11 protein-coding genes are annotated in these 13,939 nt (G+C 65.1%); 2 read left to right on the top strand and 9 right to left on the bottom strand.

The window, feature by feature from the left end:
- Nucleotides 1-24 precede the first annotated feature (24 nt).
- From ugpC to ASG39_RS06490, 5 genes are all read right to left on the bottom strand, one after another.
- Nucleotides 25-1,101 carry a sn-glycerol-3-phosphate ABC transporter ATP-binding protein UgpC gene (gene ugpC / locus ASG39_RS06510; RefSeq protein WP_062594088.1) on the bottom strand — a complete coding sequence of 359 codons (1,077 nt, stop codon included), beginning with the start codon at nt 1,099-1,101 and terminating at the stop codon, nt 25-27.
- Between the two features lie 13 nt (nt 1,102-1,114).
- Nucleotides 1,115-2,629 (bottom strand): DUF5060 domain-containing protein, encoded by a 1,515-nt coding sequence (locus ASG39_RS06505; protein ID WP_062594189.1) that lies wholly within the window; start codon nt 2,627-2,629, stop codon nt 1,115-1,117.
- A gap of 23 nt (nt 2,630-2,652) precedes the next feature.
- Nucleotides 2,653-3,525 carry a carbohydrate ABC transporter permease gene (locus ASG39_RS06500; protein ID WP_062594086.1) on the bottom strand — a complete coding sequence of 291 codons (873 nt, stop codon included), beginning with the start codon at nt 3,523-3,525 and terminating at the stop codon, nt 2,653-2,655.
- Nucleotides 3,522-4,421, bottom strand: a complete 900-nt coding sequence (locus ASG39_RS06495; protein ID WP_062594084.1) for a sugar ABC transporter permease — start codon at nt 4,419-4,421, stop codon at nt 3,522-3,524. The genes ASG39_RS06500 and ASG39_RS06495 overlap by 4 nt, the downstream gene beginning before the upstream one ends.
- Before the next feature lie 109 nt (nt 4,422-4,530).
- Entirely contained in the window at nt 4,531-5,775 is a 1,245-nt protein-coding gene (locus tag ASG39_RS06490; RefSeq protein WP_062594082.1) for an ABC transporter substrate-binding protein, read from the bottom strand.
- A 188-nt stretch (nt 5,776-5,963) separates the two neighbouring features.
- Here ASG39_RS06490 and ASG39_RS06485 point away from each other — a divergent pair, with 188 nt between their 5' ends.
- Nucleotides 5,964-7,157: an ROK family transcriptional regulator gene (locus tag ASG39_RS06485; protein ID WP_062594080.1), complete on the top strand. Its 1,194-nt coding sequence runs from the start codon at nt 5,964-5,966 to the stop codon at nt 7,155-7,157.
- Nucleotides 7,158-7,334: 177 nt separating this feature from the next.
- Nucleotides 7,335-8,714 (top strand): LLM class flavin-dependent oxidoreductase, encoded by a 1,380-nt coding sequence (locus ASG39_RS06480; RefSeq protein WP_062594078.1) that lies wholly within the window; start codon nt 7,335-7,337, stop codon nt 8,712-8,714.
- Nucleotides 8,715-8,843: 129 nt separating this feature from the next.
- On the opposite strand, the gene ASG39_RS06475 is transcribed toward ASG39_RS06480, so the two are convergent.
- The 4 genes from ASG39_RS06475 to ASG39_RS06460 all read right to left on the bottom strand — a co-directional run bounded on the left by ASG39_RS06475 (nt 8,844) and on the right by ASG39_RS06460 (nt 13,923).
- The gene (locus ASG39_RS06475; protein WP_082476991.1) at nt 8,844-10,133 is read right to left on the bottom strand and encodes a hemolysin family protein; all 1,290 of its coding nucleotides are present in this window, start codon (nt 10,131-10,133) and stop codon (nt 8,844-8,846) included.
- Between the two features lie 291 nt (nt 10,134-10,424).
- Nucleotides 10,425-11,495, bottom strand: a complete 1,071-nt coding sequence (locus tag ASG39_RS06470; protein WP_062594076.1) for an LLM class flavin-dependent oxidoreductase — start codon at nt 11,493-11,495, stop codon at nt 10,425-10,427.
- Nucleotides 11,496-11,561: 66 nt separating this feature from the next.
- Nucleotides 11,562-12,539 carry a 2-dehydropantoate 2-reductase N-terminal domain-containing protein gene (locus tag ASG39_RS06465; RefSeq protein WP_062594185.1) on the bottom strand — a complete coding sequence of 326 codons (978 nt, stop codon included), beginning with the start codon at nt 12,537-12,539 and terminating at the stop codon, nt 11,562-11,564.
- Nucleotides 12,540-12,639: 100 nt separating this feature from the next.
- Nucleotides 12,640-13,923: an acyl-CoA dehydrogenase family protein gene (locus ASG39_RS06460; protein ID WP_082477003.1), complete on the bottom strand. Its 1,284-nt coding sequence runs from the start codon at nt 13,921-13,923 to the stop codon at nt 12,640-12,642.
- Nucleotides 13,924-13,939: the final 16 nt, after the last annotated feature.

The following is a 13,939-nucleotide window of genomic DNA, read 5'->3' as shown; positions in this document are numbered from 1 at the left end:
AGTTCAACGGACCACCACATACCATTAAAGCTCCCGAATGACCTCTTTCGTGTCCTTATCGAACAGGTGGAACTTGGCGTCATTGAACGAGAGATGGACCCTCTCGCCCGGGATCAGCGCCACGCGGGAGCGCAGGACGACGATGATCTCCTGGCCTCCCAGCCGGACGGCGAGATGGGTTTCGGAGCCGGTCGGCTCGACGACGAGGACCTCGGCCGGGATGCCGCCGGTGTCCGCGATGCCGATGTCTTCGGGGCGGATGCCGACGATGACGCTTTTTCCGACCGTGTGGCTCATCCCGCCGGCCAAGGGAACGCGGCCGGCGCCGCCCAGATCGAGAAAGGCAGCGTCTTGTTCTTTCGCCACAACGCCGTCGAGGAAGTTCATCGCGGGCGAACCGAGGAAGCCGGCGACGAACATGTTCTTGGGGTGGTCGTAGAGGTCGAGCGGCGTGCCGATCTGCTCGATATGCCCGCCCTGCATGACGACGATCGTGTCGGCCATGGTCATGGCTTCGATCTGGTCATGGGTGACATAGACGATCGTCGTCTTCAGGCGCTGATGCAGCGCCTTGATCTCCGCGCGCATCTTGACGCGCAGCTTGGCATCGAGATTGGACAAGGGCTCGTCGAACAGGAAGACCTTGGGATCGCGCACGATGGCGCGGCCCATGGCGACGCGCTGTCGCTGCCCGCCTGACAGTTGCGCCGGCTTGCGCTGGAGAAGCGGCTCCAGCCCGAGAACGCCGGCGGCATGGTCCACCTTGCGCTTGATCTCGTCCTTGGCGGTGCCGGCCAGTTCCAGCGCGAAGCCCATGTTCTGCGCGACCGTCATCTGCGGGTAGAGCGCATAGTTCTGGAAGACCATGGCAATGTCACGGTCCTTCGGCTCCAGTCCGTTGACCACGCGGCCATCGATGCTGATCGTCCCGCCGGTAATGGACTCGAGCCCCGCCACCATGCGCAGCAGGGTCGATTTTCCGCAGCCGGAGGGACCGACGAGGATGACGAACTCTCCGTCCGCAATGTCGATATCGACGCCGTGCAGCACGGGATGAGCGCCGTAGGATTTGCGAACGTCACGGATCTGAACGGTCGACATGGCAATGTTCCTTCTAGCGCTTCGGCCGAACGCGGATCGCAAGGTTCGGCTTGCCCGGCAGTTCCACCGCGAAGGCCGCATCCGGCCGCCGGGGGCGCAGCGAGGCACCATGCCGGGTCGGATGGTTGGCGGGAGCATCGACAAGCGTCGCCGGCGTCACCGTCATCTCCCAGATGTCGATCACGTCGACGGCGTAGTCACCCGCCTCCTGCGGCAGACCGGGCGCCCAGATGACGGGCTGATGCTCGCCGAGATAGATATAGGTCACGTCGCCATCGGTCGCACCGGACACCCGGCTCCAGGGCCAGTTCGCCTCGCGGGCAATCGGTGTCAGGCCGTTTTTCACGTCCTCCTGCAGGAGATCGCGCAGGAAGCCGATGCGCTGCCAGGCCTCCCCGTGGAGGACGCCGCCCTTCGCCCACCAGAGGATGTCGTCCGGATGCATGAAGGTTTCGCCATGTCCGGCATAGCCGCCGCGCAGCAGGGTGATCCAGTAGCGATGGACCAGCTCGCGCGCCGAGATATTGCCCCAGGAGAGCATGATGTTGCCCTCATATTCCGGCTCGTCGTTGACGACCGGTTTGCCGTAGGCTTCGCGCCATTCCTGGGTGCGCTTCACGTCCCAATTCTGGATGCAGACATGGCTGACCCAGGGCCGGCGGTGGTCGTAATTCGCGTTGACGTCGCCGTTGTGAATGGATTTCAGGTGATGGTAGGGGTCGTTCTCCTCGATGATCTGGAAGTAGCGGTCCCATTGGCCCATCGGCTTGGTGTCGAGGAGGAAGTCGTACTCGTTGGCAAGCGACCACCAGACATTGCGATAGGCGGCCAGACGCGCCGTGAGATAGGCGACGTAGCGATAGTCCTGCTCGGCGCTCATGTCGCAATAGCCCCAGCGATCATAGGGGTGAAAGATGATGATGTCGGCCTCGATCCCGAGATCCCCGAGTGCCTTTACCTGATTTTCGAAGTGCCGGAAGCTCTCGGGATTCGGCCTGTCGAAGTCGAGTTCCCCGTCCGCGTCCCGCTCGTAGACATCATGCAGCGGCTCGTTGATGTTGAACGGATAATCTTTCGGGAACACGCCCATGCGCATCTTGTTGAAGCGCGCCTGCTTCAGGGTTTCGAGCGTCTTTGCCTGCAGGTCGAGCGGCTGGTGCGTCCAGGCATAGCAGGTGGTGCCGAAGGAGAGATACGGTGTGCCATCGGCATGGGCGAAGTGGTAGCGGTTGGCGACCTGGACAGGCCCGTGCGCATCCGGGCTTGCCGGGCCTGCCGTGAAGGATCCCGTGCGAGCATCGAGTTCCGGCGCTGACGCGCGCGTCACATAGGTCCATTCGCCTTCGTTGTCGGGCATGAAGCGGATCTTGTAGACGCCATCGCCATCATAGAAGCCGGGCACGCGCACGGTTCGGCTCTTCTGGCTGAAATGGGCTTCGAGATCGACCTCGACGAACGGATTGCCGGCGGAAGGCCCGCTCAGGCTGGCTTCGAAGAGGTCCCATTTGGCGATGATGGTGTCGGTCATATCTGCGTCCTTGATGTCCGTTTTCAACCCTTCACCGCGCCGGAGGTGAGCCCGGACACGAAGTAGCGCTGGAAGATGAGGTAGACGATGGCGGCGGGAAGCACCGTCATGACGATGGCGGCGTTGAGCTGGCCGTAGTCCCTGGAAAACTGCCCCTGGAAGGCGGAAAGGCCGAGGGGAAGGGTCCACATGTCGCGGTCCTGCAGAAGGACGAGCGCCATGGCGAATTCGTTCCAGGTGGAGACGAAATCGAGGATGAGCAGCGCGGCGAGAACAGGCAGCGAGACCGGCAGGAAGATCCGCCGGAAGATCGTGAAGTGCGAGGCGCCGTCGATGCGGGCGGCTTCGCTGAGTTCCTTCGGAATGCCGCGGAAAAAGCTCTGCAGGATGAAGACCTGGTAGGGAATGCCGAAGGCGAGATAGGGGAGGATGACGCCGGGATAGGTATCGATCAGGTGCAGGCCGTTGACCAGCGTGAAGAGCGGCGCGAGCATGACCTGAAACGGGATCATCGTGCCGAACAGAACCGCCAGCAGCAGCATCTTGCGCCCCGTGAACGGGATTTTCGCCAGCGCATAGGCGGCCATGGCGGAGATGAAGAGACCGAGCGGGACCTTGATCGCGGTGATGATGACGCTGTTGAAGAAGGTGGTGTTGAAGCGGCCGCGGTCCCAGGCGCCGGTATAGTTGGCGAACTTCGGATCAACGGGCGGGGAAAACGCGCTAGTGCCCATGACGGCGGCGTTGGATTTCAGCGAGGTGAAGACGATGAAGACGAAGGGCGCGACCCAGATCAGCGCGACCAGAGCGAGCGAAATCCAGAGCGCCACCAGCACCCAGTCCCGTTGCGGCTTCTCGATCCGGTTGTCGAAGAGGGAGGCTGAGGTCGCGGTCATTCTTCGGGCTCCTCGGCGTTTCGCGTCCAGCGCAGGTAGGGAATGACGACGGAGAGGGTGATGAGCAGAAGAACGACCGAGATGGCGCTGCCGCGTCCGAAGTCAAAGATCTGCATGGACTGGGTGAAGGCCCAGAGCGCCAGCATCTGCGTCGATTGCGCCGGCCCGCCGCCCGTGAGCCCGTAGATGATGTCGAAGGCCTTGAGCGAGGAGATGATGGCCAGCACCAGAACGATGGTGATGGTGGGTTTGAGTGCGGGAAAGGTGACGTGGCGAAACACGCTCCAGCGTCCGGCTCCGTCGATGCGGGCAGCCTCGATCAGCGTCTTGCTGACGCCCTGCAAGCCGGCCAGAAACAGCACCATGGAGAAACCGACGGTCTGCCAGAGATAGGCGACGAAGGCGGAGTAGAGCGCGATGTTACGGTTGCCGAGCCAATCCTGGATCCAGGATTGAAGCCCGAGCGAGGTGAGGACCTGCCCGAACAGGCCAAAAAAGGGATCGTACATCCAGCGCCACATGGTGGCGACGGCGATGGGGGCGATGATGACGGGCAGGTAGAAGATCGCCCGCAGACCATTGCGGCCGAAGATCGGCTGGTTGAGCCCGAGCGCCAGCAGAAGCCCGACGAGCGGCGGGAAGATCGTCGACAGGATCGTCCAGATGACGGTGTTGCGAAAGGCGCCCCAGAACACCGGATCCTTCGTGAAGATGTCGATGTAATTGCTGAAGCCGACGAACGTCTTATGGGCATCGAGGCCGTTCCATCGCTGGAAGCTCAAGGCCACCACGTCCACCATGGGGTAGATCGCAAAGACGACGTAGATGACGATTGCCGGAGCGACCAGAAGGGCCGCCTGCATGCGCGGGTCGGAGAAGAGGGATCTGGTCGTCATGAGACACTCCGTGCGAGACAGGCGCTACGGCGCAGGCGTGCAGGACGCAGGCGAAGGTTACGGAACGGAAATGGCCGGCCCTTCCGGAGGCCGGCCTGGCCAGAGGCGCCTAGCGCCTGTTGTCGATGAAGGCCTGGAGCTGGCCGCCGGCATCTGCCGCTGCCATGTTGCCGCTCGCCACTTCATTGATGACCCGAAAATACTCCGTCGTCACGTCGAGCGGGAACGCCTGGTCGCCGTTCATGTAGACCTGCGTATAGGTGTTGAAGATATCGACCCATTTCTGGTCGAGGGGACGCAGATCCTTGTAGGCGACGTTCTTGTTGATGGACGTGGTGCTGAACTGGCCGAGGCTGGCCTGCTGAACCGGCGTCGACATGAAGTAGTCGAGGAACTTGGCGGCCATGTCCGGATTTTTGCTCTTGCTGCTGATGTAGTGGTATTCGGCAAATCCGTAAAGCCGGTTGGTTCCCGTGGGGAAGGGGAAGACGTCGTAGTCGTCGAGGTTCCCGGCTTCCGCCAGCTGCTGCACAAGCCAGTCGCCTTCGAGCATCATGGCCGCACGGCCGCCGACGAAGAGGTTGAACGACTGCGCATTGTCGATGCCCATGAAGGGGCTGAGAATGTAGTTCTTGCTCCACGTGTCGAGTTCGGCAAAGGAGGCCGCCGCACAGGGCTCGGTCTTCCAGCTGGTTTTCATGTTCATCAGCGCGTCATGCTTCTCGATGCCGCATTTGGACTCGAGGATCACGTCCATCAGGCGCATCAGATGCCAGTTGACGGTGCCGCCGAAGGTGATGGCCGGGATGCCGGCGGCTTTCAGCTTTTCGGCGTCCGCAACCAGCGCGTCGTAGTCCTTCGGGGCTTCGGTGATGCCGGCCTGCTGAAACAGCGCCTTGTTGTAGTAGAGCGCCTCGCCCTTGAAGGTGAAGGGCACGCCCTGGCGACCGCCCTCGTAGATCTTGGAGAACGACGCCGCCGCCGGAACGAGTTCGTCGTCCCACTTGTATTGTGCGTAATATTTGTCGAGCGGCAGGCTGAGGCCCGCCTTGATGTATTCGCCGCCGAGACCGAGGCCCGCCCAGCTGAAGAAGATATCGGGGCCCCGATCCGACCCGGCAGCGACGCGAAGGGCCGTCTTGTGATCGTCGACGCCGCGGGTGACGATCTCGACATTGACGCCGGGATTGGCAGCCTCGAAATCGGAGGCGATCTTCTGCATCGCGGCATTCGACGCTTCCGAGCTGAAATTCAGCGTCCAGAGCGTGATGTCCTCGGCGGAAGCCGCGCCGCCCGATAGCGCCAGCGTCGCCAGAATCGTGCCGGTCCGCAACGCATTGTTGATCATGCTCATGGTGTCCTCCCTTGGTGTTTCCTCATCCTCGACATCGTTTAGACTGTCAGCGCGATCGATTGTCAATATGATTTATGTCAGCCATGACAAAAGTCGGGCGAAAACGGAATTGTGATCGGTCGACATATGTCATAGAAGATAGCTGTAACGGGTTCGGGCGGACGTGGGGCGCGGGCAGGGGAGGCGACATGGCCAATATGATCAGCGGCGGCTTGCGGGGCCTTCTCGACGAGCGCCAGGTCGACACGCCGGTGGCACGCGTCGTTCGCGCGCTGAGCGGACACGGCGCGGTCAGTACCGCGCAGATCGCCCGCACGACCGGACTTGCGCGTTCGACCGTTTCCACGATTCTGGCTGACCTCCGGCGATCGAGCCTGGTTGTCGAGGTGGAAACGCGCAGCCCCGGCATCGGGCGGCCGGCGCTTGCCCATTCGCTCAATCCGGAAGCCGGAACCTGTCTCGGCGTCCTCCTCGGGCGCAACGAATTGCGGGTGGTGCTGGCCGACGTCGCCCATAATATCGTCGCGGACGTCGCCATTCCGCTGGAGCAGGATTACAAGCCGGAACGGGCGACACGCACGGCCAAGCAGGCGATCGACAACATCTACAAGGAGCACAGTCTCCCGTATTCGGGGCTTCTTGGCGTCGGTTTTGCCGTTTCCGCGCCGATTGCCGCCAGTGGGCGCGTCATGCGGGGCTCGCAGCTTCCGGGCTGGCAGGGTGTCGATCTGCGTGCGACCTTCGAGCCCGTGCTGCAGAAGCCGATCTTTGCCGACAATGAGAGCAATTGCGCGGCCTTGGCCGAGATGATGTGGGGCGCCGCGGCGGGCTTCGACAATTTCGTGCTGTTCAAGCTGGACCTCGGCATCGGCGGTGCGATCGTCGCCAATGGCAAGGTGTTGACGGGTGCAGCGGGCACGGCAGGCGAATTCGGCCACATGGTCCTCGACCCCCGTGGCGATCTCTGCACCTGCGGCAATCGCGGCTGCATGGAGCTTTCCTGCAGCGGCGCGGCGGTTCTCGGCATCGCGGAGCGACGGCTCGCGCGCAGCATCGGCATGGCGGAATTCGTGAAGACGGCGCAGGCGGGCGACGTCGGGTTCCAGCGGCTCCTGGACGACGCGGGCGAGGCCGCCGGACGCGGACTGGCAGCGGTCGGAACCATTCTCAATCCCGGCCTTTTCGTCATCAGCGGCAGAATGGCGACGGCGGGCGAAATGCTGCTCGCTCCGATCCGCTCGGCCTATGCCCGGCACACGCTGGTCAAGCCGGGCGACGGCGAAGGCGCCGATCCTGCCTTCGTGACGGGCCGCTTTCTCGACAACGACAACTGCATGGGGGCCGTCGGCCTCGTCCTGCGGCATCACGGTCGGCTGACATAGCCGCGTTTCTCTGTCCGGGACCGGCTCGACGCTCGGCGAGGACAATCTCGGCCGAGACTGGCACAATGTCCGTACCCACAGGCTGCACGATCCGGTACGCTGGAGAGACCAGGCGGTCGGCAGATATCATCTCAACGGCAAGCGACCGCCCCGGCACGGAGCGATCGAGGCAGGACCATGACATCTGGCAAAAAGCACATTCTTCTCAATGCGTTCAACATGAACGCGGTCGGCCATATCAATCACGGTCTCTGGACGCATCCGCGGGACCAGTCGCATCGCTACAAGACGCTCGACTACTGGACATCGCTGGCGGCAACCCTGGAACGGGGGCTGTTCGACGGGCTGTTTCTGGCCGACATCATCGGGGTCTACGATGTCTATCAGGGCTCCAGCGACCTGACCGTGCGGGAATCGATCCAGCTTCCGGTCAACGATCCCATGCTGCTCGTCTCGGGCATGGCGGCCGTCACGAAACATCTCGGCTTCGGCATCACGGCCAATCTGAATGCGGAGCCGCCCTATCTGTTCGCCCGTCGCATGTCGACGCTGGATCATCTGACCGATGGCCGCATCGGCTGGAACGTCGTGACAGGCTACCTCGACAGCGCCGCCCGGGCGCTCGGGCAGGATGCGCTGGCGGAGCACGATCTGCGCTACGATCAGGCGGACGACTATCTCGAGGTTCTCTACAAATTGTGGGAGGGAAGCTGGGATGACGATGCGGTGCGGCTCGACCGGGCCGCCCGCATCTTTGCCGACCCGTCCAAGGTCCGCAGGATCGCGCATGACGGCCCGTTCTACCGGTCGCATGGCACCCATCTCTCGGAGCCGTCCCGACAGCGGACGCCGGTCCTCTATCAGGCCGGCACCTCCGGGCGCGGCCGGCGCTTTGCCGCCCGCCACGCGGAATGCGTTTTCGTCACGGCAGCGGACAAGACGGCGGCGCGCACCGCATCCCGTGCGCTGAGAGAGGCGTTCGTTGCGGCCGGCCGCCGGGCAGAGGACGTGAAACTGTTCGTCGGCATCACCGTCGTGACGGATGCGACCGGCAAGGCGGCCGAGGCCAAACTCGCCGACTATATCGCGCATGCCAACCCGGAAGCGGGCGTCGCGCACTTCTCGGCCAGCACCGGCATCGATTTCTCCGCTTACGATCTCGACGACCCGATCGTCTACGGCCGATCGAACGCCATGCAGTCGGCAACCCAGCTGGCGCAGGAGCGCCGGTTGACCAAGCGAGACCTGATGAACGAACTGAAGATCGGCGGCCGCTATCCGATCATCGTCGGCGATGGAGCCGCGGTTGCCGACGAGCTTCAGAGCTGGATCGAGGACGGCGAGATCGACGGTTTCAACCTGACGCGGACGGTCGTCCCGGAAAGCTACGAGGACTTCATCGCCTTCGTCGTGCCGGTTCTGCAGGAGCGCGGGCTGTACAAGACATCCTATGCGGAGGGCGCGTTCCGGCAGAAACTGTTCGGCGAAGGCGACCGCCTCGGCCCACGGCACGTCGCTGCGGGATACCGCTTCCCCACGAACGCGTCCGGCGCCTGACCCTTCCGAGAAACGACCGACAGAGGGCCTTACCCGCCTGGAACGCTGGCCGGGGACCTTAGGAGACCGTCATGCTCTTCAGGAGAGGGGGCCCGTATCGGGAGGGGGCTCGCGCCCCCTCGTGTCTCGTCAGCCGCCGCTGCCCGATGGCTTGCGGACCAGCAGCTTGTCGATGCGACGACCGTCGAGATCGATGACTTCGAAATACCAGTCCCGCGTCGTCAGGTGCTCGCCGAGCGAGGGAAGGCGGCCGAGTTCATCGATGACGAAGCCCGCCACGGTCTCGTATCCGGGCTCGCTCTCGAACTGGAACCCCATCTCGTCGGCGAACTCGTCGATCGGCATCCAGCCGGCGACGAGAAAGGATCCGTCTTCGCGCTCGACGACGGCCGGTTCGTCGCCCTCATCGACCTGAAATGCGCCCGTGATGGCTTCCAGCACGTCGCCGGAGGTGACGATACCCTCGAAATGTCCATATTCGTCATAGACCAGAACCATGTGCGCCGAGGACTTGCGCAGCGCCTGGACGACGTCGATCGCGCCAGCCCGGTCGGAAACGACGGGTGCGTCGCGCATGATGGTGCGGACGTCGAGATCGGTCCCCTGGAGGAAGGCATCGAGCGCGTCCTTGACGAAGAGAACGCCGACGATCTCGTCCGAGGAGCCGTTGCGGACGGGAAGGCGCGACCGGTTCGAGCTGCGGAGCTGCTCCCGGATCTCGAGCAGATCGTCTTCGATATCGACCACCTCGACCTCCCGGCGCGGCGTCATCAGTCCGCGCGCCGTCCGGTCGGCAAGCCGCATGACGCCCGAGATCATCTCGGATTCCTCGGCCTCGATCACGCCGGCCGTATGGGCCTCGGCGAGAACCGTGCGGATCTCTTCGTCCGACATCCTCTCGTCCGTTTCGCCTTTCTGGCCGAGAAGCGCGAGGACCGCCTTGCCGGAGGCGTTGAGGAGCCAGACGAGCGGCAGGGCGACCTTTGACAGCACCACCATCGCCGGCGCAACCTTGGATGCGACCGCTTCGGGAGCCCGGAGCGCGATCTGCTTGGGCACCAGTTCGCCGATGATCAGGGAGAGATAGGTGATGGCGACGACCACGGAGCCGACGCCGAAGCCATCGGCCATGCCCTTCGACAGGCCCTGGAGTTCGAGCCAGCCCGCCAGCCGCGCACCGAGCGTCGCGCCGGAAAAGGCGCCCGAGAGCACGCCGACGAGGGTGATGCCGATCTGGACCGTGGACAGAAAGCGGCCGGGGTCCTCTGCAAGGCGGATGGCCATGGCCGCACCCTTGTTGCCTTGCTCGGCCAGCAGTTTCAGCCTGACGGGGCGGGAGGAGACGACGGCGAGTTCAGACATCGCGAGCACGCCATTGAGCAGCGTCAGAAGCACGACGATCGATATTTCGGTTAACAAAACAGGTCCTTTGAATGCGTCGGGACGACATGAAGCTTGCTGACCTCACTGTCCGGGTCGCCGATGAGCCGGCCACTCCCTCCGACCTCGCATCGAACCGAAAACAGATCGCGCGAGGAACGTCGACAGCCCCAGCTATACAGTGCCAGCCCGTCTCCCGGCAATGCATGACACCGTAACCTCGGTGATCGCCGTTGACGATGTGACACTGTGCCTGCGATCAATGCCTGCGATCGATGAAGGGGGCGTGACGGAAAAGGCGATGCTGGGGCTCGATCGGGAGCGCCGGGATCAGCCGTCCGCGAGAAGGGGAAGGAGCGTCCTGCCCTGTCGCTCGCTTTCGCTGCGGTAGGGCGTGTCGGAGAGGATGAACTGGGAGATGCCGAGATCCCGGTATTTTCGAAGCGCGCTGGCGACGTCCTGCGCCGTGCCCACGAGCCAAGTCGTGCCGGCACCGCCGCCGCCGTGACGGCCGGGCCGCGTGTAGAGGATGTCGTCCAGCACGTCACCGCGGGCGGCAAGGTCGTTCAGGCGCTGCTGGCCATAGGCGACGGTGCGATGGTCCTGCCAGCTGCCGGCCTGGCCCGCGGCCATGCGATCGACCCTGGCCTCGGCATCCGCCCAGGCCGCCTCCCGCGTCTCGCGGACGACGGTGGTGATGCGCAGGCCGAAGGCGAGCGGCGGGAGATCGCGGTCGAGCAGGGCGCCGAGCGCCTTCAGGCGTGCGATGCGCTCGGCGATATCGGCGAGCGGCTCCCCCCAGAACAGCTGGACGTCGGCCTCCGTCGCCGCCACATATTCGGCTGCTTGCGACGCGCCGCCGAAATACAGCCTTGGATGCAGGCGGTCGCCCCGTGCCGCGATCCGCGGCTGCACGGTGGAGCCGGACACCTGGAAAGAGCGGCCGGCATGGGTCACGTCTTCCTCGGTCCAGAGCCGGCGCACGAGCCGCATGAATTCTTTCGTCCGGTCGTAGCGCGCCTGCTGGTCGCCCTCGCTGTCGCCATAGGCGGCAGGATCGTCCTTGCCGGAGACGATGTTGATGCGGACGCGGCCGCCGCTCAGCCGGTCGAGCGTTGCGGCGGACGCCGCGAAATGCGCGGGCGACCAATAGCCGGGGCGCACGGCGATCAACGGCTCGAAGGTCGTCGTCCGCGCGACGAGCGCGGTTGCGACCGTGAACGTATCCGGCCGGCCCCAGCCGGTGCCGATCAGCGCGCCGGTCCAGCCGTTTTCCTCGAGCGCGGTCGCCTGCGCGGTCAGGCTCTCCAGGCTGTCATGCCCCTCGACGGCCACATCGCCGCGATGACCCGCCTTGATATCGTTCGGGATGTACCAGAGAAACTCGGACCCGCCCGCCATCCTCAACCTCTTCCGTTAGACCGGGCACGCCCGCATGCGGCGACCGCGATGTCCGGGACATCCGGCTCACGCCCCGCCATTGACCGCCTCGAGCGCCACCGATCCCGGCTGCCCACCATTCCGCGCCAGCCGGGCGACGGCCTGTTGCAGCGCCGCATTGTGCGGCGCGGGGATGCCGTTGAGGCGGGCGAGGCGGACGATTTCGCCGTTGAGATAATCGACCTCGCTCGAGGTGCCGCGCGTAAAGCTCTGCCATGTCGATTGCTGCCCCCGCTCGATGCCGCTGTCCTCTGCGACATGCCAGCCGGAGATATCGACCGTCCGTTCGGAAGGGTGCGCCGGGTCGAGGCCGGCAGCCGCAAGCACCGTGCGCGCCTCGTCGGCGACGCCGCCGGCAAAGGCAGCGCGGGCCTCCGGCGTCGCGTCGAAGAGTTCCGTGGCGTTGGTCACGTTGTGGATCAGCTTCTCCGCTTTCCACCGGACGATGTCGGCGCGCGCTTCCGTCAGATAGCCCGCTGTCGCGAGATCGGCGGCGATGGCACGGGCGGTGTCGTCGAGGCCGTGGGGATAGCGGCCGAGCGTCACGACGCCGAGGTTCGGCATGCCGCCGACCACGACTTCGCCGGTCACCGTGTAGCGGGCCGGGATCTTGATGCTGGCGGCATAGAGACGGGAGAAACGCCGTAGCGCGATGTCCTCGGCCGCCAGCCCGTTCTGCACCGTCACCAGCGGCAGGTCGGATGCCAGTCCGCCGCCGTCCACCGGCTGCCACGCCCAGAATTCGGTCGCCGCCTCCACGTCCTGCGTCTTGACGGTCAGGACGAGGCGATCGTCCGGCCTCAGTGCCGGTGGCGTCGCGCTGTCGACGGCCTGAAGCCGGATCTGGCGCGTGGCCTGCGGGCGGCGATAGGTCAGGCCGTGGCGGACGATATGCGCGATCTGCGCACCGCGCCCGACAAGGACATAGGCGATGCCATGCGTCTCGAATTCGGCGGCAAGGCTTGCGCCGACGGCGCCGGCGCCGATGATGATGTAGCGGGTCATGGACATCCGATGGCGTCGGGGCGGGTCGCTCGATTGTAACCCGTCGCTGTCTGAGGGGGTCTCCGGGAGCAAGGGAAGCCGAGCTGCAAGCCGAGCCGCCTCATGCGGTTTTCCGGGCGGGAAGGGGCGCTGCGGCAGATGCATCGTCGCGCAGTTTTGCTGCGCGGTCATAGGCGCTGCGGCCGAGGAGGGCGAGGGAGGTATCCTCCTGCGGGGCGTGGACGAGCACGAACTGGATGTCGCGGAAATGACGCTCCAGGCCGAGATCGGCGCCGAGGCCCGGATTGCCGATGCCGCGCACGGCGATCTGCACCGCATCGCGCAATTGCCGGCCGGCCAGCAGGCGCGCACGGATCAGCGCCTCGGTGTCGTCGGCGCGGTGGGCGAGCGCGTCGAAGATCAGCTGTCGCGCACCCGACACCAGCAGGTCGATCTCGCCCGAAAGCGTCACGAAGCGCTCCGTGCGGGCGATGGGATGGCCGAGATTGGTGGGAACGCGCGTCTGCGCAAAGCGGATGAAGGCGTCCTGCGCGGCTTCGGCGACGCCGAGATAGAGCGCCGTGAGCGCGAGCGTCATGCCGGCATGGGCGCGGTTGTCCTGCTGGGCGATCGCGGGATCGACCAGATCGAGCCCGTTTTCGGCGGGGATCTCGACATCGGTGTAGGCGACGTCGTGCGAGCCGCTGGCGCGCATGCCGAGGCTGCTCCAGTTCTCGATCACCTCGATCCCGGGCAGTCCGTTGGGCACGACGAAGGTGCCGACGCGCGCGGGCGTCTCGTCGGTGTGTGCCCAGACGAGGAAATGCGTGAGGCCGTGGGCGCCGGTGACGAAGCGCTTGCGACCGGAGATCGACCAGCCCCTCGCCGTGCGGCGGGCGATCGTCGCCGGCAGACCGCCGCGCGCGGGCGAGCCGAGGTCCGGCTCGACGCGGGCGGCATTGAGGAGCAGCGGCCGCGCCTTGGCCTCGGCAAGCAGCCGCCGGTAGAGATCGTCCGGCCAGTTGCTTTTGGCCGCCTGACCGAGATGGGTGAAGAGCGTCATGGCGCTGATCAGGGCAACGGAGGGATCGCCGCGTCCGAGCGCCGCAAGAATGGTGGCGGCATCAAGCAGCGTACCGCCGCGCCCGCCATAGCGGGTGGCGACGGTGTGATCCAGCAGGCCGCTGCGGTGGACGGCGTTGATCCCCGCCCAGGGAAACCGACCGGAACCGTCCGCCTCCGGTGCGGCGTCCGCGACAGCCCGGACGGTGGCCTCGGCGACAAGCTTGGGGGAGGCAAGCGTATGGGAGGCAGGCGTATTCGAGGCGGGCGCACCGGAAACCGGCGCATCCGGAGAGGACGCTTCGGAAACGAAGGCTTTGGCAAGGGGAAGCGGACGGGACATGGGGCGGGCCTTCTGG

Source organism: Rhizobium sp. Leaf371 (assembly GCF_001424045.1).
GTDB lineage: Bacteria > Pseudomonadota > Alphaproteobacteria > Rhizobiales > Rhizobiaceae > Ferranicluibacter.
This window is presented reverse-complemented; position numbering and strand designations above follow the sequence as displayed.

Excerpts from the sequence above, each read along its gene's own strand:
- ugpC (WP_062594088.1), bottom strand. The coding sequence starts at position 1,101 with ATGTCGACCGTTCAGATCCGTGACGTTCGCAAATCCTACGGCGCTCAT.
- ASG39_RS06505 (WP_062594189.1), bottom strand. The coding sequence starts at position 2,629 with ATGACCGACACCATCATCGCCAAATGGGACCTCTTCGAAGCCAGCCTG.
- ASG39_RS06500 (WP_062594086.1), bottom strand. The coding sequence starts at position 3,525 with ATGACCGCGACCTCAGCCTCCCTCTTCGACAACCGGATCGAGAAGCCG.
- ASG39_RS06495 (WP_062594084.1), bottom strand. The coding sequence starts at position 4,421 with ATGACGACCAGATCCCTCTTCTCCGACCCGCGCATGCAGGCGGCCCTT.
- ASG39_RS06490 (WP_062594082.1), bottom strand. The coding sequence starts at position 5,775 with ATGAGCATGATCAACAATGCGTTGCGGACCGGCACGATTCTGGCGACG.
- ASG39_RS06485 (WP_062594080.1), top strand. The coding sequence starts at position 5,964 with ATGGCCAATATGATCAGCGGCGGCTTGCGGGGCCTTCTCGACGAGCGC.
- ASG39_RS06480 (WP_062594078.1), top strand. The coding sequence starts at position 7,335 with ATGACATCTGGCAAAAAGCACATTCTTCTCAATGCGTTCAACATGAAC.
- ASG39_RS06470 (WP_062594076.1), bottom strand. The coding sequence starts at position 11,495 with ATGGCGGGCGGGTCCGAGTTTCTCTGGTACATCCCGAACGATATCAAG.
- ASG39_RS06465 (WP_062594185.1), bottom strand. The coding sequence starts at position 12,539 with ATGACCCGCTACATCATCATCGGCGCCGGCGCCGTCGGCGCAAGCCTT.
- ASG39_RS06460 (WP_082477003.1), bottom strand. The coding sequence starts at position 13,923 with ATGTCCCGTCCGCTTCCCCTTGCCAAAGCCTTCGTTTCCGAAGCGTCC.